Source organism: Stenotrophomonas sp. Steno-Z10-BAI, from assembly GCF_056393115.1.
The window spans coordinates 82,123-100,628 of the sequence record NZ_JBWJOZ010000009.1 but is presented as its reverse complement, the minus strand read 5'-3'; the positions used below and the strand labels follow the sequence as shown (position 1 = coordinate 100,628).

The 18,506-nt window shown below is 67.5% G+C and carries 20 protein-coding genes; 9 read left to right on the top strand and 11 right to left on the bottom strand.

Features of this window, described 5'->3' with window-relative positions; genetic code table 11:
- Positions 1-14: 14 nt before the first annotated feature.
- Genes AC06E9_RS18230 through AC06E9_RS18215 form a run of 4 tightly spaced genes read right to left on the bottom strand, consistent with a single transcriptional unit; the run spans position 15 to position 2,070 of the window.
- Entirely contained in the window at positions 15-272 is a 258-nt protein-coding gene (locus AC06E9_RS18230) for an acyl carrier protein (RefSeq protein WP_019185496.1), read from the bottom strand.
- Between the two features lie 20 nt (positions 273-292).
- Positions 293-553: a phosphopantetheine-binding protein gene (locus AC06E9_RS18225; protein ID WP_019185497.1), complete on the bottom strand. Its 261-nt coding sequence runs from the start codon at positions 551-553 to the stop codon at positions 293-295.
- Positions 540-1,343 (bottom strand): lysophospholipid acyltransferase family protein, encoded by an 804-nt coding sequence (locus AC06E9_RS18220; protein WP_121041337.1) that lies wholly within the window; start codon positions 1,341-1,343, stop codon positions 540-542. The genes AC06E9_RS18225 and AC06E9_RS18220 overlap by 14 nt, the downstream gene beginning before the upstream one ends.
- The gene (locus AC06E9_RS18215; RefSeq protein WP_461769688.1) at positions 1,336-2,070 is read right to left on the bottom strand and encodes a beta-ketoacyl synthase chain length factor; all 735 of its coding nucleotides are present in this window, start codon (positions 2,068-2,070) and stop codon (positions 1,336-1,338) included. Before AC06E9_RS18215 ends, AC06E9_RS18220 begins: the two co-directional genes overlap by 8 nt.
- A gap of 135 nt (positions 2,071-2,205) precedes the next feature.
- Between AC06E9_RS18215 and AC06E9_RS18210 the strand changes: the two genes are divergently transcribed.
- A complete protein-coding gene (locus AC06E9_RS18210; RefSeq protein ID WP_478056570.1) occupies positions 2,206-3,219 on the top strand; it encodes a chorismate transformation FkbO/Hyg5 family protein in 1,014 nt (337 codons plus the stop codon).
- 265 nt (positions 3,220-3,484) lie between these two features.
- Here the strand turns inward: AC06E9_RS18210 and cydB are convergent, their stop codons facing one another.
- Both cydB and AC06E9_RS18200 read right to left on the bottom strand, forming a co-directional pair.
- A complete protein-coding gene (gene cydB, locus AC06E9_RS18205; protein WP_478056561.1) occupies positions 3,485-4,498 on the bottom strand; it encodes a cytochrome d ubiquinol oxidase subunit II in 1,014 nt (337 codons plus the stop codon).
- 1 nt (position 4,499) lies between these two features.
- The gene (locus AC06E9_RS18200; RefSeq protein ID WP_152152101.1) at positions 4,500-5,897 is read right to left on the bottom strand and encodes a cytochrome ubiquinol oxidase subunit I; all 1,398 of its coding nucleotides are present in this window, start codon (positions 5,895-5,897) and stop codon (positions 4,500-4,502) included.
- A 438-nt stretch (positions 5,898-6,335) separates the two neighbouring features.
- Between AC06E9_RS18200 and AC06E9_RS18195 the strand changes: the two genes are divergently transcribed.
- The 6 genes from AC06E9_RS18195 to hemF all read left to right on the top strand — a co-directional run bounded on the left by AC06E9_RS18195 (position 6,336) and on the right by hemF (position 12,418).
- Entirely contained in the window at positions 6,336-8,702 is a 2,367-nt protein-coding gene (locus AC06E9_RS18195; RefSeq protein ID WP_478056560.1) for a S9 family peptidase, read from the top strand.
- A 28-nt stretch (positions 8,703-8,730) separates the two neighbouring features.
- Positions 8,731-9,150 (top strand): NUDIX hydrolase, encoded by a 420-nt coding sequence (locus AC06E9_RS18190; protein WP_478056569.1) that lies wholly within the window; start codon positions 8,731-8,733, stop codon positions 9,148-9,150.
- 123 nt (positions 9,151-9,273) lie between these two features.
- Positions 9,274-9,780 carry a hypothetical protein gene (locus AC06E9_RS18185; RefSeq protein WP_121040901.1) on the top strand — a complete coding sequence of 169 codons (507 nt, stop codon included), beginning with the start codon at positions 9,274-9,276 and terminating at the stop codon, positions 9,778-9,780.
- A 51-nt stretch (positions 9,781-9,831) separates the two neighbouring features.
- Complete coding sequence (locus AC06E9_RS18180) at positions 9,832-10,776, top strand: hypothetical protein (protein WP_478056559.1); 945 nt, start codon at positions 9,832-9,834, stop codon at positions 10,774-10,776.
- A 6-nt stretch (positions 10,777-10,782) separates the two neighbouring features.
- On the top strand, positions 10,783-11,469 hold the full coding sequence (locus AC06E9_RS18175; protein ID WP_478056558.1) for a hypothetical protein: 687 nt from the start codon (positions 10,783-10,785) through the stop codon (positions 11,467-11,469).
- Positions 11,470-11,521: 52 nt separating this feature from the next.
- Entirely contained in the window at positions 11,522-12,418 is an 897-nt protein-coding gene (gene hemF / locus AC06E9_RS18170) for an oxygen-dependent coproporphyrinogen oxidase (RefSeq protein WP_121040905.1), read from the top strand.
- A gap of 48 nt (positions 12,419-12,466) precedes the next feature.
- On the opposite strand, the gene AC06E9_RS18165 is transcribed toward hemF, so the two are convergent.
- Together AC06E9_RS18165 and polA are read right to left on the bottom strand one after the other, a co-directional pair.
- On the bottom strand, positions 12,467-12,940 hold the full coding sequence (locus tag AC06E9_RS18165; RefSeq protein ID WP_176987812.1) for a DUF421 domain-containing protein: 474 nt from the start codon (positions 12,938-12,940) through the stop codon (positions 12,467-12,469).
- A gap of 358 nt (positions 12,941-13,298) precedes the next feature.
- Positions 13,299-16,073, bottom strand: a complete 2,775-nt coding sequence (gene polA / locus AC06E9_RS18160; protein ID WP_478056557.1) for a DNA polymerase I — start codon at positions 16,071-16,073, stop codon at positions 13,299-13,301.
- A gap of 97 nt (positions 16,074-16,170) precedes the next feature.
- Here polA and AC06E9_RS18155 point away from each other — a divergent pair, with 97 nt between their 5' ends.
- Together AC06E9_RS18155 and AC06E9_RS18150 are read left to right on the top strand one after the other, a co-directional pair.
- Positions 16,171-16,452, top strand: a complete 282-nt coding sequence (locus AC06E9_RS18155; protein ID WP_070470027.1) for a DUF2782 domain-containing protein — start codon at positions 16,171-16,173, stop codon at positions 16,450-16,452.
- An 83-nt stretch (positions 16,453-16,535) separates the two neighbouring features.
- The gene (locus AC06E9_RS18150) at positions 16,536-16,775 is read left to right on the top strand and encodes a hypothetical protein (RefSeq protein WP_282264101.1); all 240 of its coding nucleotides are present in this window, start codon (positions 16,536-16,538) and stop codon (positions 16,773-16,775) included.
- Between the two features lie 40 nt (positions 16,776-16,815).
- Here the strand turns inward: AC06E9_RS18150 and AC06E9_RS18145 are convergent, their stop codons facing one another.
- The 3 genes from AC06E9_RS18145 to AC06E9_RS18135 form a co-directional block, all read right to left on the bottom strand.
- On the bottom strand, positions 16,816-17,262 hold the full coding sequence (locus tag AC06E9_RS18145; RefSeq protein ID WP_121040915.1) for a universal stress protein: 447 nt from the start codon (positions 17,260-17,262) through the stop codon (positions 16,816-16,818).
- A gap of 75 nt (positions 17,263-17,337) precedes the next feature.
- The gene (locus tag AC06E9_RS18140; protein WP_121040917.1) at positions 17,338-17,907 is read right to left on the bottom strand and encodes a sugar O-acetyltransferase; all 570 of its coding nucleotides are present in this window, start codon (positions 17,905-17,907) and stop codon (positions 17,338-17,340) included.
- 49 nt (positions 17,908-17,956) lie between these two features.
- Positions 17,957-18,214, bottom strand: a complete 258-nt coding sequence (locus AC06E9_RS18135) for a hypothetical protein (RefSeq protein WP_282264097.1) — start codon at positions 18,212-18,214, stop codon at positions 17,957-17,959.
- Positions 18,215-18,506: the final 292 nt, after the last annotated feature.

Here is an 18,506-nt window from a genome sequence, read left to right as displayed (position 1 = left end):
TTCAGCGATGGCCGTCAGGCGGCCGCTTGACCGGGCAACAGCCCGTGCACCACATCCACGATGTCCTGCACGGTGCGCACCTGTTTGAACGCTTCCGGCTGCAGATTGCGGCCGAGCAGCGGCTTGAGCTGCACGATCAGGTCGACCGCGTCGATGCTGTCGATGTCCAGGTCGTCATACAGCCGCGCCGCGGGCGTGATACGGCTCGGCTCGATCTCAAAGCTGTCCTTGAGGATCTTGACGATGCGCTCGAAAAGTTCGTTCTTGGTCATGGGTAAATCCTGACGCGCCGTTAGGACGGCTGGCGTGCGGCGACAAACTCGCTCAGGGCACGCACGCTGGAGAAATGGCGACGGGTCTCTTCCGAATCGGCTGACAGGCTGACACCGTACTTTTTCTGCAGGGCCAATCCAAGTTCCAGCGCGTCGATGGAATCCAGGCCCAGCCCTTCAACGAACAGGGGCGCGGCGGAATCGATGTCTTCGGGAGTGATGTCTTCCAGTGAAAGCGATGAAATGATCAATTCCTTGATCTCGTGCTCAAGTGCTTGCACGGGTCGGGTCTCCAGCGAAGTCGAAGTAATGGGCAAGATGATCGGTCACACGCCGGGCGGCCAAGGCATCCCCCCTGGGCGCATCGCCGATCTCGTTCAGAAACGGGGCAATCGGGAGATCCTCCCCGACTTCCAGCTGAACGTGAAATCGCCGTGATGGCACACGATACCATTTCTGGCCCTTGGTCAGGGTCGGCGGGGTGCAGGTGATCCGGACCGGGGTGATGTCCAGCCGGCCCCGCACCGCGATGTTGGCCGCCCCGCGCTGCAGGCGCAGCGGCTGGCCCGGCACGGTGCGCGTGCCCTCCGGGAAGATCACCAGGTTGCCGCCGGCCTGGACCGCGGCGATGCAGTCATCCACCAGCCCCGCCCCGTCATCATTGGAGACGTAGCCGGCGGCCCGGACCGGGCCGCGCATGAACGGATTGCGCGCCACGGCCTGCTTGACCACGCAATCGGCATTGGGAAGCTGGGCGATCAGCAGCACCACGTCGATCAGGGTCGGGTGGTTGGCCAGGATCAGCAGGCCGTTGCGCTGCAGGCGTTCGCCCCCGCGGATCTCATAGGTCATCAGCCCCAGCCGGTGCATCAGGCCGACGTGGGTGGCGAAGCTGCCTTGGACCAGGCGGCGTGCCAACACGCGCCGGCGCACCGGCTCGCGGATCAGCAGCAACGACAGGAACAACAGGCCGCCCAGCACCAGCCCACCGATCCCGAAGGCGGCAAAGCTCAGCCCTGTCCCCAGCACCCGCCAGGCATGGTTGATCCGGGCCGGCCAGCGCTCAGCCATGGCGTTGCCAGGCCCAGCGTTGGCCATCGGCGTCCAGCGCCAGCGCCGGTGCACCGGCCAGCAGGAAGCGCAGCACGTCCAGGCCATGCGGCAGCGCCTCGGAGGGGCGGTCTGCACCACCGTCGCCCCAGCCCAGCGACAGCCGGGTGCCCGGACCGTCGGCCGGCCCCAGCCGCCAGCACCACGCGAAGAACGGGTCGGGTTCGTCGGCGAAACCCGCGTAGACCGGCGGCAAGGCGGATTCATAGACCACCAGACGCACCTCCGGCGCGCCATCGGCCAGCAGCCCGAAGGCCTCGATGCAGGCGGTCTCGACGGTGGCGCGGCCGGCGGCGAGGGCCAGATAGTTTCCCCGATGCCCACGGGCGATCGAATACAGGGCGCCGATCGCGTTGTGCACCGACAGACCAAAGCCGGTCGGCGACATCGGCTGGTCCGCGCTCAGGGTATTGAGCAGTTCCATCGAGCGGGCCACGTCGCCATGCCGCGAGGCGAACACCAGTGGCACCTGGCCACCGTCGTCAGGCTGCTCGCACCAGCAGGCGGTCTGGATCGCCATGCGCCCCAGCCGCTCGATGCGGCGACGCTGCATGGCCGGCACTTCGGACAGTGCCGGGGTGTCCTCACCGGTTGGCAGCCAGGGGGCCTTCGCCCACGCCTGCCACTGCTCGCGGGTGGTGATGCCCGGCGCCCACGCCGCCCAATCAATTACAGAAAACTCAATCATTCCCGCCAACGTGATGGATGGGTACCAAGAGAAGGCCGTCGACATCGCCTGGCACCGGTGGCGGTACCGAGAAAGGAGCGCACGCTATCATGACACTCTCGGCACTGGCAGCATTCACATCCTGAAATGAGCAACATGATCGACAACGCAACAGCTCCGGCAGTCGCTATTCCCTCCTCCGGACCTGCGTTGTTCCATGTGGCCTACGTCCCGGCCGCGCAGCGCGATGCCGCGCTGGCCGACCCGCAGACGCTGGCCGTGTTCGGCTTCGGCCTGCCCCACGCCGCGCTGGATGACCCGCGCTGGCTGCAGGTACCGCTGGCCGAGCAGGGCCCGGCGCAGATCGAGGTCTGGCGTGGCGGCACGCCGGTCGCGCACGGCACCACCGAGGGGGTGCGCTGGTCGCACACCGACAGCCTGCTGTTCGGGGTGCTGGAGATTGACGAGGTCGACAGCGATATCGAGTCGGCCGCGGCCGAGGCCTATGCGCGGATGAGCGCGTTCCTGTCGCGCTGCGGCTATCCGCATCTGCTGCGCACCTGGAACTATCTGGACGCGGTGACCGAGGGCGATGGCGACGATGAACGCTACCGACGTTTCTGCGTGGGCCGCGTGCGGGGCCTGCGTGAACTGGATGAAGCCGCACTGCCGGCGGCGACCTGCATTGGTCGTTTCGACGGTGAGCGCCGGCTGCAGGTGTATTGGCTGGCGGCGCGCGAGCCGGGCCAGCCGCTGGAGAATCCGCGCCAGGTGAGCGCGTTCCGTTATCCACGCCAGTACGGGCCGCAGTCGCCGAGTTTTTCGCGGGCGTTGCTGCCGCCGTTGGCCACAGGCCTGCCGTTGCTGCAGTCGGGAACGGCGGCGATCGTGGGGCATGTGTCGCAGCACACGGGGGCGGTGGATGAGCAGTTGCGGGAGACGCTGAGGAATCTGCAGAGTCTGGTGGATACGGCGCGCGGTCAGCGGCCGTCGCTGTCGCCGGCGTTGGGTTCGACCTCGGTGCTGAAGGTGTATGTGCGGCGCGCGGAGGATATGGCGGCGGTGGCGGCGCAGATGGCGGCGCTGCCGACGGCGCCGCCGTTCGTGGTGTTGCACGCCGAAGTGTGCCGTGCGGAGCTGCTGGTGGAGATCGAGGGGCTGCACGGCTGAGTTCGCGGCGGCTGTCGTTCCCTTCGCCGGCTGCAGGCCCCTGTAGTGCCGACCGCTGGTCGGCTGCCTTTGACCCTTCTTTTACGGTTGGCTTTTTCCAACCGACGACGCAGACTCTGCCGGGCGAGGGCGGTCAGACCCTGCAGGGACCGTTGGAGCGGCATGGATGCCGCTCACGAGCCCCCATGGATGGGTTTACGGCGCGTCCGAGCAGGGTCTGACCGCCCTCGCCCACACGGAACCGGGAATAGCCACCGCGCTTTCCTCAGTGATACCCCACATCCGCCCGCACCTTGCCGCGGAACACCCGGTACGACCACGCCGTATAGCCCAGGATCACCGGCAGCAGGATCACCAGCCCGACCAGGCTGAAGCTCAGCGACGATGCCGGCGCAGCGGCCTGCCACAACGTCATGCTCGGCGGCAGCAGGTACGGCCACATGCCCAGCACCAGGCCGATGAAGCCGAGCACGAACAGGGCCAGCGTCAACAGGAACGGCGGCAGATCGCGCTTGGGGTGCATCGCGCTGCGCCACAGCGCGGTGGCCACGGCCAACGTCAGCAAGGGCACCGGCGAGAGCCACCAGAAGTTGCCATCGCTGAACCAGCGCGCCATCAAGCGCGAATCCAGGAACGGCAACCATGCGCTCACCAGGCCCATGAACACGATCACCGCCACCACCAGCGGGCGGGTCAAGGTGCGCGCGAAGGTCTGCTCGCGGCCCTCGGTCTTGAGGATCAACCAGGTACTGCCGAGCAGCGCGTAGCCGAATACCACGGCTGCGCCGGTCAACATCGAGAACGGGCTGAACCAGCTGAACGCGCCGCCCACATAACGGCCATCCACGACCTGCAGGCCCTGCACGAGTGCGCCGAGGATCACGCCCTGCGCGAAGGCGGCCAGCAGCGAACCCAGGCCGAAGGCCACGCTCCACAGCTTGCGCGAGCGGTGCGCCTTGAAGCGGAACTCGAAAGCCACGCCGCGGAACACCAGCGCGACCACCAGCAACAGGACCGGCAGGTACAGCGCCGACAGCAGCGCGGCGTAGGCCTTCGGGAAGGCGGCCATCAGCCCGGCCCCGCCCAGCACCAGCCAGGTTTCGTTGCCGTCCCAGATGGGGGCGGCGGTATTCATCATGATGTCGAGCTGCTCCTCATCCTCGGCCATCGGCGCGAGGATCCCGATGCCGAGCACGAAGCCATCCAGCACCACGTACATCAACACACCAAAGCCGATCACCGCGAACCATGCCACCGGCAGCCAGATCGTCATCTCCATCTCAGCGCTCCTCCAGCGGTTCATCGGCACCGGACAGCGGCCGCGCCGGGGTGTGGCTGCCGGCATCCAGCGCCGGGGCCGGGTCATGCGGCTTGGGACCGGTGCGGATGATCTTCACCAGGTACCAGACGCCCCAGCCGAACACGAACGCATAGCCGACGATGTACACGCCCAGCGAGAGCGCCGTCATCCACGCACTCTGCGGACCCACGGCGTCGGCCGTGCGCAGCACACCATAGACCACCCACGGTTGCCGGCCCATCTCGGTCACGAACCAGCCGGAAATCAGCGCGATGAAGCCGCTGGGCAGCATCCAGTTCCAGCCGCGGATCAACCAGCGCGACTGCAGCAGCTTGCCGCGCCACCACTGGAACGCCGAGACCCAGGCCAGCAGCAGCATCAGCGTGCCCAGCCCGACCATCACCCGGAACGCGAAGAACACCGGCACCACCGGCGGCCGGTCGCTGGCAGGCACCGAGGTGAGCGGATCGAAGGTGCCGTCCAGCGAATGGGTGAGGATCAGGCTGCCCAGGCGCGGGATCGCGATTTCGTAGTCGTTGCGCTCGGCCTTTTCATTGGGCACCGCGAACACCACCAGCGGCACGCCCTTGCCCTCGCCTTCGGAATGCCAGTGCGCTTCCATCGCCGCGATCTTCATCGGCTGGTGCTTGAGGGTGTTCAGGCCATGCATGTCGCCGACGAAGATCTGTACCGGCACCGTCAGCGCGGCGAAGCCCACCGCCGCCAGCAGCATCTTGCGCCCGGCTTCGCGGTGCACGTCCTTGCGCAGGTACCACGCGCCCACACCGCCAATCACGAAGCAGGTGGTGATGAACGAGCCCAGGGCCATGTGCGCCAAGCGGTACGGGAAGGACGGGTTGAAGACGATCTGCCACCAGTTCTGCGGGTGCACGATGCCATCGACCATCGCGTAACCGGCCGGCGTCTGCAGCCAGCTGTTGGAGGACAGGATCCAGAATGTGGAGACCAGCGTGCCCAGCGCCACCATGCAGGTGGAGAAGAAATGCAGGCGCGGCGAGACCTTGCCCCAGCCGAACATCATCACGCCCAGGAAGCTGGCTTCCAGGAAGAACGCGGTGAGCACTTCATAGGTCAGCAGCGGGCCGATCACCGTGCCGGCGACCTCGCTCAGCCGTGGCCAGTTGGTGCCGAACTGGAAGGCCATGACGATGCCGCTGACCACGCCCATGCCGAAGGAGACCGCGAAGATCTTCTGCCAGAAGAAATACAGCTCGCGCCAGACCGGATTGCCGGTGCGCAGCCAGCGCGATTCGACAAAGGCCAGCCAGCTGGCGGTACCGATCGTGAAGGCCGGGAACAGCACATGGAAACTGATGACGAACCCGAACTGGATCCGGGACAACAACAACGCGTCCAAGAGACGCCTCCGACTGGCTCTGAAATCCGCACCAGTCTGGGCCTGTATCCGTGAAAGGCACATGCGACCCGGTGACGCGCTGCTTCACTTTGTCGCAGGCGCGGCGGCACCGGCCAGCACGGTCACGCGCGTGATCGTCTTGAACATCGAATCGCTCCTTGAAAGGGATGTCTCCCGTGAACCCCGGGGTTCATGGCCACCGTAGAGCCGGTTCCGGGCTGTCGACGCGCTGCTGCCCTGCGGGGGGCGGGGCAAGGCAGCGCAAGGCCTGCGCCGTCCGGGCGCAGGTCGGGATCGCCCTTCGCCGCGCGTGGAAGCATCACTGGCGGGACGACTTTGCCGATCCCGGCCATGGGCCGGTGCCATGACCTGTGGCCCCTTCCCGCGACCCTTGCGGCTGCTACGCTTGCCGGGTTTTCCTCATTGGTGCCGCCCGCAATGCCCAGAACGCTGCCGTTGTCCCTGTTGCTGCTCGCCGCCCTCGGCGGTGCTGCCCATGCGGCGCCGACGCCGATCACCATCGAGCAGGCCATGGCCGACCCGGACTGGATCGGTCCGCCGGTCGAGAGCGCGTGGTGGTCCTGGAACAGCCAGCAGGTCGAGTACCAGCTCAAGCGCAACGGCAGCCCGGTGCGCGATACCTTCCGCCAGCCGGTCGCCGGCGGTGTGGCCGCACAGGTTGGCGATGACCAGCGCGGCACCCTGGATGTGGACAGCCCGGTCTACGACAGCGCGCGCCAGCGCTCGGCCTTCGTGCGCAATGGCGATGTGTTCGTGCGCGACCTGCGCAGCGGCGCGCTGAGCCAGCTGACCCGCAGCACCGAGAAGTCCGGCGCGGTCAATTTCGCCCGCGACGGCGGCGTGATCTGGCGCACCGGCCAGAACTGGTTCCATTGGACCGCCGCCGCCGGCGTGCAGCAGGTCGCCAGCCTGAAGGCCGAGAAGAATCCGGACGACGCGCCCAAGGCCGATACCCTGCGCGAGCAGCAGCTGCGCACCCTGGCCACGCTGCGCAACGACCGCGCCCAGCGCGAGGCACTCAAGGCGCAGGAAGCCAGCTGGCGTCGCGCCGATGGCACCCGCGCGCCGGGCCCGGTGTATCTGGGCGCGGATGTGGAGATCGTCGACAGCGTGCTCTCACCCGATGCGCGCACCTTGATCGTGGTCACCAAGCCGAAGAGCTTCGATGAAGGCCGCGGCGGCAAGATGCCCAAGTACGTGACCGAATCGGGTTACGAAGAGTTCGAGGACACCCGCACCCGCGTGGGCCGCAACGACCCGGAACCGAACGCGCTGTGGCTGGTCGATGCCGTGGCCGGCACGGTCAGGCCGCTGTCGCTGGACGGCCTGCCGGGCATCGGCACTGACCCGCTGGCCGCGCTGCGCAAGGCCGCCGGCAAGGACGCCCTGAAGGGCAACCGCCCGGTGGAAGTACTCGGTGGCCCTGGCGCGCCCGGCATCCGCTGGAGCGCCGATGGCCAGCAGGCCGCGATCATGCTGCGCGCCAACGACAACAAGGACCGCTGGATCGCCAGCGTGACCCCGTCCAGCGCCAAGCTGGAGACGCGTCATCGCCTGACCGACAGCGCCTGGATCAACTGGAGCTTCAACGATTTCGGCTGGTCCAACGACAACCGTACGCTGTGGCTGCTGTCCGAAGAATCCGGCTATTCGCACCTGTACACCCAGCAGGGCACGGCCAAGCCGCAGGCACTGACCGGTGGCAAGTGGGAAACCTCGATGCCGGTGCCCAGCGCCGACGGCCGCGGCTTCTACTTCCTGTGCAACCAGCAATCGCCGGGCGATTACGAAGTGTGCGCGGTGGACACCGCCAGCAAGCAGGTGCGTGAGCTGACCGCGCTCAACGGCGTGGAAGACTTCTCGCTGTCCCCGGACGGCCAGCAGCTGCTGGTGCGTTACTCCGGCGCCTACCTGCCGACCCAGCTGGCCGTGGTGCCCGCCGCCGGTGGCCAGGCCAAGGTGCTGACCGACACCCGCACCGCCGAGTTCAAGGCGCGCGAGTGGATCCAGCCCAAGCTGGTGCAGGTACCGTCCAAGCACGGCGCCGGCGTGGTCTGGGCCAAGTACTACGGCCCGGAGACCTTCGAGCCGGGCAAGCAGTACCCGATCGCCATGTTCGTGCACGGCGCCGGCTATCTGCAGAACGTGCACCAGCAGTACCCGGCCTACTTCCGCGAGCAGATGTTCCACAACCTGCTGGTGCAGAAGGGCTACGTGGTGCTGGACATGGATTACCGCGGCAGCGCCGGCTACGGCCGTGACTGGCGCACGGCGATCTACCGCAACATGGGCCACCCGGAACTGGAAGATTACAAGGACGGCCTGGACTGGCTGGTCGCCACCAAGCAGGGCGACCGTGACCACGCCGGCATCTACGGCGGTTCCTACGGCGGCTTCATGACCTTCATGGCGCTGTTCCGCTCGCCGGGCACGTTCAAGGCCGGCGCCGCGCTGCGCCCGGTGGTCGACTGGCACCAGTACAACCACGGCTACACCGCCAACATCCTCAACACCCCGGACATCGACCCGGAGGCGTACCGCAAGTCGTCGCCGATCGAATACGCCGACGGCCTGCAGGATCACCTGCTGATCGCGCACGGGATGATGGACGACAACGTGTTCTTCCAGGACTCGGTCAACCTCACCCAGAAGCTGATCGAGCTGCACAAGGACAACTGGACGATCGCGCCGTACCCGCTGGAACGCCACGGCTATGTGCGTGCCGATTCCTGGCTGGACCAGTACAAGCGCATCCTCAAGCTGTTCGAAGAGAACCTGAAGTAATCCAGCGATGACGTCGGTCCCCACTGACGTGCAGCACGCCGCGGCGACGATCGATATCGTCGCCGCGGTCGTTTTCGATGCCGGCGGCCGCGTGCTGGTGGTGCGCAAACAGGGCTCGGAGACCTTCATCCAACCCGGCGGCAAGCCCGAGCCCGGTGAAGCACCGTTGGTTGCCTTGGCGCGCGAGCTCAAGGAGGAACTCGGGGTCACGTTGGACCCGGCCACTGCCGTGCCGCTGGGCCGGTTCGAGGCCTGGGCGGTGCACGAAACCGGGCACCGCGTGCGGGCCAATGTTTACCTGGTGACGGTCACCGGTTCGCCGCGCGCGCACGCGGAAATCGCCGAACTTGCGTGGGTGCCGCTGCGCCCGCCGCATGGCCTGCGCTTGGCACCGTTGAGCGCAGACCATATCCTGCCCGCGGCCGCGACCGCGGTGGCTGCGACCTAGACGTCGCGGCCTGCCCAACCAGGACACCGGATGTCAGCGTCGCTTCCCCCGCCATTGCCTTCCTGCACGCCACACCCCAGCGGGGAGGGTGCGCCTGGATTTCTCGCCCCCCTGCTCAAGTCCGTGCTGCTGGTCTGCCTGGTCACGGCCGCGCTGTGGGCGGTGCTGGCACTGATTGCGATACCCCTGTCGGGCTCGGAGGCGCTGCAGGCGCTGCTGACCGATGAAAACCTGCACTGGCTGCCCGGCTGGGTGCATTGGCTGCTCACCCACCCGGTGCTCGCCAACGTGCTGCTGTGCGTATCGAGCCTGGTGGGCGTCCTGGCGTGCTGGGGCATGCTGCGGCGCTGGCGCTGGGCGTGGGGATCGTTCGTGGCGCTGCTCGCCATCACGGCCGTGCTCAATGGGGTGGTGGTCTGGGGCGTCGACGATGCCTTCCGCCACCTGCTGGCGCAGCTTCCGGCGGAGACCTATTCGCTGGAGATACTGCAACTGCGCAGAGACCTGCGGGTACTGCGCGTGATCTGGGGCGTACTGATGGGCCTGACCGCTGCAGCGTTCGCCGTGCTGCATGGCTGGCTGATCGTGCGCCTGTGCGCGCCCGATGTGCGTGCACTGTTCCGCCGCTGAGATATTTCCCGCAGCGCCACGGTGCGCTGCACGACCTGCAAGGATGATCGTGTGACTGTTTCCCTCCCCCTTCTGCGCCGCCACGGCTGGCGCACGACCCTGTTCACCCTGCTCACGGCGGTCAGCCTGCCGGCGGCCGCGGCCACGCAGACGATGGTGTGCGGCATGTTCGTGTCCGAGGACACCGGCACCACGCTGACCCTGCACAGCGCGAACGAGGGCGTGCGGCAGATTCCCGGGCGGGCACCGGAGCCGTACGTGCTCAGCCGCCTCGGCGACGAGCTGAAGCTGGCCGACCTGGACAACGGCGGCGTCGGCTCGCTGACCCTGGAAGACAGCGGTCGGCGGCTCAGCGATCGCTTCAATACGTACCGCCTGCAGAAGGCGGCCAGCTGTCGCCCCGCCGCGATGTTCCCGCCCGGATCGTGCCGGGCCGAGATCGGTACCTGCCTGAACGACACGCTCTTCGCCAGCAACGACCGCCTGCGGCAGTGGTGCCGTGAGGATGTGCCGGCCGCCTGCAAGCGTCTGCTGGCCAATTTCCAATCCGAGGCGCGCGAGGCCAGGACGGTGGCGGCGACCCAGGACGATGCTCCGGAGCTGCCTGAGCCGGAGGTCTGCAAACCCGCGTCCGCGGCGTACGACCAGGCCGCCTGTCTGGAGGCCGCGCGCGATGCCATGGGGCAAGCCTTGGCCAAGGCGCTGCTTGGCGGGCTCAGCGCAGCCAAGGCGTCACCGCTGCCGGCCGCGCAGCTCGATGAGATCACCACCCTGTGCCGGGCACAGACCGGCGGCACGTTCTGCGCCAACGCTGCCGAGGCGTTGTGGGACGCCAGCCGCCTGATCCCGGCCCGCGATGCACTGCAGCGGGCGTGCACCGTGGGCAAGGACCCGCGCGCCTGTGAGCGTGCAGCGCCGCTGACCACGCTGGATGCCAGGGCACTGACCCCGGTGGCAGCCACCGCCCTGCCCTGCGGCAGCTATGTCGCCAGCTAGGGCCTGATGGACCATCTGCCGTTCGGCGATGGCGGCATGATCGACAGCGGCTTCGGCGGCAAGCTGCGCGCGCGGCTGGTCGATGGCGACATCCGTGTGCGCCATGACCAGGGCGACGACTTCGTGTTCAAGCGCCTGGCCAACGGCAACCTGATCGGCATGGACAGCTGGAACCGCTTCAGCTACTACGAGCGCACCGGCGAAGCCCAGCAGTGCAGTGCACCGGTGGTTTTCGTCGAAACCCCGCTGCCGCAGGATTGCCCGACGCTGGGCCGCGAGGGCGGTGCCCAGGCGTGCTGTGCGGCGGGCAAGCTGCAGGGCTGCAATGCCGCCGGTCATCAGCTGGCGCTGCGCAATCGCTGGGCCGAGGCGGCGCCGTTCTACAGGACGCTGTGCACCGCCGGCGTACGCGAAGGCTGCGAGAACCTGGCCACCGTCTACGAGCACACCGGTGACGAGCAGCTGCCCGCGCAGATGGCCTCGATCTGTGCCAAGGATGGCAAAGGCACCCACGTGGCCTGCGATGTGCACGCGACCCGCAACTGGGGGCTGATGCAGGTCAGTGCCGGCCTGGAACAGATCGCCGAACGCATGGCAGCCGAGCCCGATGCCGAGGCAGGCGACGAAGCACCGGCCGAGGCGCCCGCCCCGGCGAAGAACAGCAAGAGCAGCACCCGCAAAAGCGGCCACTGAGCGCCAGTGAGCACACGCAGGCCGTGCACCGGCCTGCGGTAAAGTAGCGCCCATGAACGACTTCGACCGCGTCCGCGCGTATCTGACCGACCTGCAGGACCGCATCTGTGCGGCGATTGAAACCGCCGACGGCCAGGCCCGCTTCACCGAAGATCTCTGGCAGCGCGCGGAGGGCGGCGGTGGCCGGACCCGCATCCTGCGCGATGGCGCCGTGTTCGAGCAGGCCGGGATCGGGTTCTCCGATGTGGCCGGCACGCGCCTGCCGCCATCGGCCTCGGCGAACCGGCCGGAGTTGGCCGGTGCGTCATGGCGCGCGACCGGCGTCTCGCTGGTGTTCCATCCGGCCAATCCCTACCTCCCGACCACCCATGCCAACGTGCGTTACTTCCGCGCCGAGCGCGATGGCGTGGCGGTGGCGTCCTGGTTCGGCGGTGGCTTCGACCTCACCCCGTTCTACCCGATCGACGACGACGTGCGGCACTGGCATCAGGTGGCGCACGATCTGTGCGCGCCCTTCGGCGAAGAGCGCTATGCGGCGCACAAGCGCTGGTGCGATGAGTATTTCTTCCTGCGCCACCGCAATGAGACGCGTGGCGTGGGCGGGTTGTTCTTCGACGACCTGCATGGCGATTTCGAGCGTGATTTCGCCTATCTGCGTGCGGTCGGCGATGGTTTCCTGGATGCCTATCTGCCGCTGGTCGAGCGCCGCAAGGACACGCCGTACGGCGAGCGCGAACGCGAGTTCCAGCTGTACCGGCGCGGCCGCTATGTCGAGTTCAACCTGGTCTACGACCGCGGCACCCTGTTCGGGCTGCAGAGCGGTGGGCGCAGCGAGAGCATCCTGATGAGCCTGCCCCCGCGCGTGCGCTGGGAGTATGGCTTCCAGCCGGAGGCCGGCAGCGATGAGGCGCGTTTGGCGGATTACCTCGTCCCGCGCGACTGGCTCTAACGGGGACGGAGGTAGTTAAGCGCACGCGCTTAACTACCTCCGTCCCCGTTATTTCTTCGGCACGATCGTGATGTGCCCGTTGATCTCCAGCACCGCCAGGGCGACATCGTCGATGGACAGGCAGCCCTGCTGACGCATCGCTGCGTCCAGATCGGCCGGGGTGACGAGCTCACGCTTGAGCACGGAATCGAGCACCTTGCCATCGCGGGCGATCAGGATCGGCTCGCCTTCGACCAGCGTTTCCACGCGCCGGCTGCGCGTGCTGAGCCAACCCACGCCGTAGTTGATCGAAATCAGGGTCGCCGCCAGCAGCAGCCCGCCGCCCAGGGAGGTGTCTTCGCCGAGCAGCGCGTTCTGCACCGCGTTGCCCAGCAGCACGATCAGCAACACATCGAACGGGGTGATCTGGCCCAGCGCACGCTTGCCGGAGAGCCGGACCATCCCCAGTACCACCGCGTACACCACCACCGCGCGCAGGATGAATTCCCACCACGGCATGGCCAATGCAAACAGGTCGCTCATTGCCTCTCCCCGAACTGGTCCGGCCAGCATGGGCCGGCACCCGGCGCGAGGCAATGGCCTGACGGCGTGGATGGCCGTTTTCCGGCGCCACAAATAAAAAGCCCCGCCAACCAGGGGGAGGTTAGCGGGGCCGGGGAACGGGCGCTTGGGGAGGAGCCCCCGTTCCGAGATCTGCTCCAGGGGATGGGAGAGATCCACAACAGGCATTGCGCCTGTCGAGGTCTATAAAAGCACTCCGAACATTGATAGTTCGTGAAGGGGCCCAATTAATCCGGACCTCCTCCCAGAAACATTCATCCAACAGTCAGATTATCGTGGCGCACTGAACCAATTCAGCCTTTTGACTGTGATTCAGGCCTCAATGCGCCTCATCCCAGTTGTCGCCCACGCCCGCATCCACCACCAGCCGCACACGCAGTTCGGCGGCCGAGGACATCAGTTCCACGACTTTCAAACGCAAGGTATCGAGGAAACTACTTTCGGTTTCAAAGACGAGTTCATCGTGCACCTGCAGAATCATCTTGGCCTGGTCGCTGTGATCCTCCAGCCAGCTGTCCACCTTCACCATGGCGCGCTTGATGATGTCCGCCGCGGTGCCCTGCATCGGGGCGTTGATCGCGGCCCGTTCAGCACCGGCCCGCAGGCCCTGGTTGCGGGCGTTGATGTCGTTCAGGTACAGGCGGCGGCCGAACAGGGTTTCCACATAGCCCTGTTCGCGGGCCTGCTGGCGCATCCGCTCCATGAAATCGCGCACGCCCGGGTAGCGGCTGAAGTACAGCGCCACGTAATCCTGGGCCTGGCCGCGGTCGATGCCCAGGTTGCGGGCCAGCCCGAACGCGCTCATGCCGTACATCAGGCCGAAGTTGATCGCCTTGGCGGCCCGGCGCTCGTTGGAGGTCACCTCCTCCAGGGAGCGGCTGAAGACTTCCGCCGCCGTCGCCCGGTGCACGTCCACGCCCTGCTCGAAGGCCCGCACCAGGCCGGGGTCCTCGGAGAGGTGGGCCATGATCCGCAGCTCGATCTGCGAGTAGTCGCAGGCCAGGATCTTGCGGCCCGGCGGGGCCACGAAGGCGCGGCGGATGCGACGGCCATCCTCGGTGCGGATCGGGATGTTCTGCAGGTTCGGGTCCGAGGAGGACAGCCGGCCGGTGGCGGCGCCGGACTGGTGGTAGCTGGTGTGTACCCGCCCGGTGTCCTGGTTGATCATCTCCGGCAGCTTGTCGGTGTAGGTGCTGCGCAGCTTGGCCAGCCCGCGGTACTCCAGGATCACCCGCGGCAGCTCGTGCTGCTCGGCGATCGCCTCCAGTGCCTCTTCGTTGGTGCTGGGCTGGCCCTTGGGGGTCTTCACCAGCGCCGGCAGCTGCAGCTCGTCGAACAGCACGGCCTGCAGCTGCTTGGGCGAATCCAGGTTGAAGGTGCGCCCGGCCAGCTCGGTGGCTTTCTGCTGGGCGGCCAGCATGCGTGAGCCCAGGTCCTGGCTCTGCCGGCGCAACTCGGCCATGTCGATGTGCACGCCATTGGCTTCGATGCGGGTCAACACCGGCACCAGCGGCATCTCGATGTCACGGTAGACGCTGTCCAGCGAGGGCGTGGCCTGCAGCTGTGGCTGCAGCGCGTGGTGCAGGCGCAGGGTCACGTCGGCATCTTCGGCGGCGTAGCGGCAGGCTTCGTCCAGGCCCACCTGCGAGAACGAGATCTGTTTGGCGCCCTTGCCGGCCACCTCCTCGAACTTGATCGTGGTGTAGCCCAGGTAGCGCATCGCCAGCGAGTCCATGTCATGGCGCGTGGCGGTGGAATTGAGCACGAAGCTCTCCAGCATGGTGTCGTCGTGGTACCCCTGCACGTTCACGCCGTGGCGGCGCAGCACGTGCAGGTCGTACTTGCCGTGCTGGCCAAGCTTCTTCTTGGAGGGGTCTTCCAGCGCCGGGCGCAACGCCGCCAGTACCTGCTCAGGCGGCAGCTGGGCCGGCGCGCCGGGGTAATCGTGGCCGACCGGGATATAGGCGGCCCGGCCCGGCTCGACCGCCAGGCTGATGCCGACCAGGTTGGCGCGCATGGCGTCCAGCGCGTCGGTCTCGGTATCGAAGGAGATCAGCTCGGCATCGGCCAGGCGCTGCACCCAGGCGTCGAGCTGCTCGCTGGTCAGCACCATCTCGTACTCGCCGGGGGCGGACAGCGCCGGGTCGACCGGCACCACCGCCTCATCCGGCGTAGCACGCGCGTAGCCGGCCGCGGTGCCACGCAGGCTGACCGGGGGGGCATCGCTGGCAGCGGCCGGGGCCGGCACGGGGCCGCCCAGCTCCTTGAGCGCCTGGGTGAAGCCGTAACGCAGGTACAGCTCGCTCAGCGACGGCACGTCCGGCTCGCGCAGCGGCAGCGTCTGCGCCGACACCTCCAGCGGTACGTCGGTGCGGATCGTGACCAGCTCGCGGTTGAGCGGCAGGCGCTCCACCGCCGCGCGCAGGTTCTCGCCGATCTTGCCCTTCATGGTCGGGGCCGCGGCGATCACGCCATCCAGGTGCTGGTATTCGGCCAACCACTTGGCGGCGGTCTTAGGGCCGCACTTTTCCACGCCGGGCACGTTGTCCACAGCGTCGCCCATCAGTGCCAGCAGGTCGACGATCTGGTCGGCGCGCACGCCGAACTTCTCCATCACCGCCGCGTCCGAATCCATGCGGCTGCCGGTCATGGTGTTGACCAGCTCGATACCCGGGCGGACCAGCTGGGCGAAGTCCTTGTCGCCGGTGGAAATGGTCACCTGCAGGCCATCGCGGTGACCCTGCAGGGCCAGCGTGCCGATCACATCATCGGCTTCCACGCCGGGGATGCGCAGGATGCTCAGGCCCAGCGCCTCGACGATGCGGCACATCGGCTCGATCTGCGGGCGCAGGTCGTCGGGCATCGGCGGGCGGTTGGCCTTGTAGTCGGCATACAGGTCGTCACGGAAGGTCTTGCCGGGCGCATCGACCACGAAGGCGACGTACTCGGGGCGCTCCTTCAGGGTGGCGCGCAGCATGTTGACCACACCGAACAGCGCGCCGGTGGGTTCACCGTGTGCGTTGGTCAGCGGCGGAAGCGCGTGGAACGCGCGATACAGGTAACTGGACCCGTCAATCAGGACTAATCGGCTCATATGACGATTCTACGCGCCCGGCCCTGACCGTCGTCGGCACCGGCCTCACGATCCATCGGGCATAATCAGGCCCTCTTCGCCCAAGGACTCCCGGCCCATGAAGATTCTGTTGCTCGCAGGCGTGCTCGCGCTGGCTGGCTGTGCCACCGGTGGCGGCGGCAGGCCCCCGGTCGATGTCACTGGCGCCGATGTGGTCAAGACGGTGCAGGACAACGGCGACACCATCGAGGAATACCGGGTCGGCGGCCAGTTGCGGATGGTCAAGGTGACCCCGTCGCGCGGTGCCCCGTTCTACATGTACGACCAGAACGGCGATGGCCGCATGGACAGCGACAAGGACGGCGTCTCGCCGGTGTACTGGAAGCTCTACAGCTGGTGATCCCGGGCGTCGACCGCACTGCTGCCCCGTGACCGCACGGGGCCGGCAAGGCGCTGCCCCCCGTCCCCGCTTGCCCACGCTCGATGACGACACCCGAACGCCGCCACGATCCGAATCCGGCTGAACTGCGCGCCGGCCTCACTGCAGAGCAGCGCCAGGCAGTGGAGACGCTTGAGCATTTCGGCTGGCAGCTGCGCTTCGTGCGCCGCCCGCTGTTCCGCGATCCGATCCCGGTCCTGTTCGACCGTCAGGGTGAGCGCTATGTGGTGCTGCAGCCCGACGGCACGCTGGATGAATCGCAGACGTTGAAACTGCGCGATTGAGGGGCATTGCCGGCCAGCGGCCGGCACTACCGCTTTCCCGTTATCGGATGACCAGCACCGGTACCGTGCTGCGTGCCAGCACTTCGGCGGTCTGGCTGCCGAGCAGCACGCGGGTCACGCCTCGGCGGCCATGCGAGGTCATCACGATCAGGTCGCTGCCGCGTTCGGTGGCGGTATCGATGATGCCGTCCGCGGCGTAGCGGTCCAACACGTGCACGGTCGCCGTACGCAGGCCCTGCGCTTCCGCGGCGGCCTTGGCCGGCTGCAGCACCTTCTGCGCGGTCTCTTCGCGGTCGGCTTTGTATTCGGGCGTGTTCATGTAGCCCACGCTCCAGCCCATCGCGTCGTACATACCGACGGCCCATGGCTCGGAGACGGTCACGATATCGACCTCGGCATCGAGGTCCTTGGCCAGCTCCAGGCCCTTGGCCAGGCCTTTCTCGGCCAGCTCCGAACCATCGGTGGCAATCAGGATGCGCTTGTACATGGCAGAGCTCCTTGGGGTGGGCAATGGGAACATCACCATTGCACACCCGATGTGGACGCGGTGCCTTGAGTTGGATCAATCGCCGTGGGCGCGCGCAGGCACCCTCCGCGCCGGATTGCCCACCACGGTCGCGCCCGCCGGCACATCGCGGGTGACCACACTGCCCGCACCCACCACCGCGTCATCGCCGATGGTGACGCCGGGCAACACGATCGCGCCGCCCCCGATCCAGACATTGCGCCCGATCCGGACCGGCTTGGCCGACTCCAGGCCTTCAGCCCGTGCCTGCGGATCACGCGGATGATCGGCGGCATAGAGCTGCACTGCCGGACCGATCTGGGTGCCATCGCCGATGCTGACCTCGGCCACGTCCAGGATCACGCAGTTGTAGTTGAGGAACACGCCCTGCCCCAGGCGGATGTTGTAGCCGTAATCGCAGTGGAATGGCGGCCGGATCACCGCACCCTCGCCGACCGCACCGAGCTGCTCGCGCAACAGCGCGCGGCGCACGGCCGGGGTTTCGGCCAGGGCGGCGTTGTAACGGACCATCCACACCTTGGCCGCGGCCATGTCCGCCTGCAGCGCCGGATCACCGGGGCGGTAGGGCAGCCCGGACAACATTTTTTCCTTTTCGCTCGGACCCATGTGGCCTCCCTCAGACAGAGGGTGATGATGCCGGTTGGCCGCTCGCGTGTCAGTGCATGCCGCGTCGCGTGCCCAACAGCGCCACCAGTGCGAAGACGATGCCACTCAGCCAGAACCACAGCGTTGCCTGGCCGATGCACACCCCGCTGGGCTGCGGCTGGCAGCGCAGGCGCAGCAGATCGAAGTCGCCACCGTCGGCCAGGCAGGTCTGCGCGTGCTGGACCAGGGCCAGCACCGGCTCGGCCCAGCCTGCCGACCATGTCAGCAGAACCAGTGCAGCAAGCAGATACGGAATTCCCTTGTTCACGAGTGCGCTCCCAGCGGACAGGGGCAGACTCTGGGCGCCGGCCGGGGCAGCGACAAGCGGCACGCGACGAACTGTGTGAAATCCGGGATGAGCCGGGGGCGATCGGGGATGAAGCGAGACGCCCTGGCCCACCACAACGCGGATAGCGCAGGCATGCGCTGCCTGTGCTGCAGCGCAGGACGGACACGGACACCGTGCCGGCCCTTCGATGGCGGCCGCAGCTGGCACACCGGGCTGGGCCACGATGCCGCGGTGTATGCCGACCCGAATGTGCGGGCGCAGCTGCGCCGTG

Bases quoted from the DNA above. Each gene is read 5' to 3' on its own strand.
- AC06E9_RS18230 (WP_019185496.1), bottom strand. From the start codon at position 272: ATGACCAAGAACGAACTTTTCGAGCGCATCGTCAAGATCCTCAAGGAC.
- AC06E9_RS18220 (WP_121041337.1), bottom strand. From the start codon at position 1,343: ATGGCTGAGCGCTGGCCGGCCCGGATCAACCATGCCTGGCGGGTGCTG.
- AC06E9_RS18215 (WP_461769688.1), bottom strand. From the start codon at position 2,070: ATGATTGAGTTTTCTGTAATTGATTGGGCGGCGTGGGCGCCGGGCATC.
- AC06E9_RS18210 (WP_478056570.1), top strand. From the start codon at position 2,206: ATGATCGACAACGCAACAGCTCCGGCAGTCGCTATTCCCTCCTCCGGA.
- cydB (WP_478056561.1), bottom strand. From the start codon at position 4,498: ATGGAGATGACGATCTGGCTGCCGGTGGCATGGTTCGCGGTGATCGGC.
- AC06E9_RS18195 (WP_478056560.1), top strand. From the start codon at position 6,336: ATGCCCAGAACGCTGCCGTTGTCCCTGTTGCTGCTCGCCGCCCTCGGC.
- AC06E9_RS18175 (WP_478056558.1), top strand. From the start codon at position 10,783: ATGGACCATCTGCCGTTCGGCGATGGCGGCATGATCGACAGCGGCTTC.
- hemF (WP_121040905.1), top strand. From the start codon at position 11,522: ATGAACGACTTCGACCGCGTCCGCGCGTATCTGACCGACCTGCAGGAC.
- AC06E9_RS18165 (WP_176987812.1), bottom strand. From the start codon at position 12,940: ATGAGCGACCTGTTTGCATTGGCCATGCCGTGGTGGGAATTCATCCTG.
- polA (WP_478056557.1), bottom strand. From the start codon at position 16,073: ATGAGCCGATTAGTCCTGATTGACGGGTCCAGTTACCTGTATCGCGCG.
- AC06E9_RS18155 (WP_070470027.1), top strand. From the start codon at position 16,171: ATGAAGATTCTGTTGCTCGCAGGCGTGCTCGCGCTGGCTGGCTGTGCC.
- AC06E9_RS18150 (WP_282264101.1), top strand. From the start codon at position 16,536: ATGACGACACCCGAACGCCGCCACGATCCGAATCCGGCTGAACTGCGC.
- AC06E9_RS18145 (WP_121040915.1), bottom strand. From the start codon at position 17,262: ATGTACAAGCGCATCCTGATTGCCACCGATGGTTCGGAGCTGGCCGAG.
- AC06E9_RS18140 (WP_121040917.1), bottom strand. From the start codon at position 17,907: ATGGGTCCGAGCGAAAAGGAAAAAATGTTGTCCGGGCTGCCCTACCGC.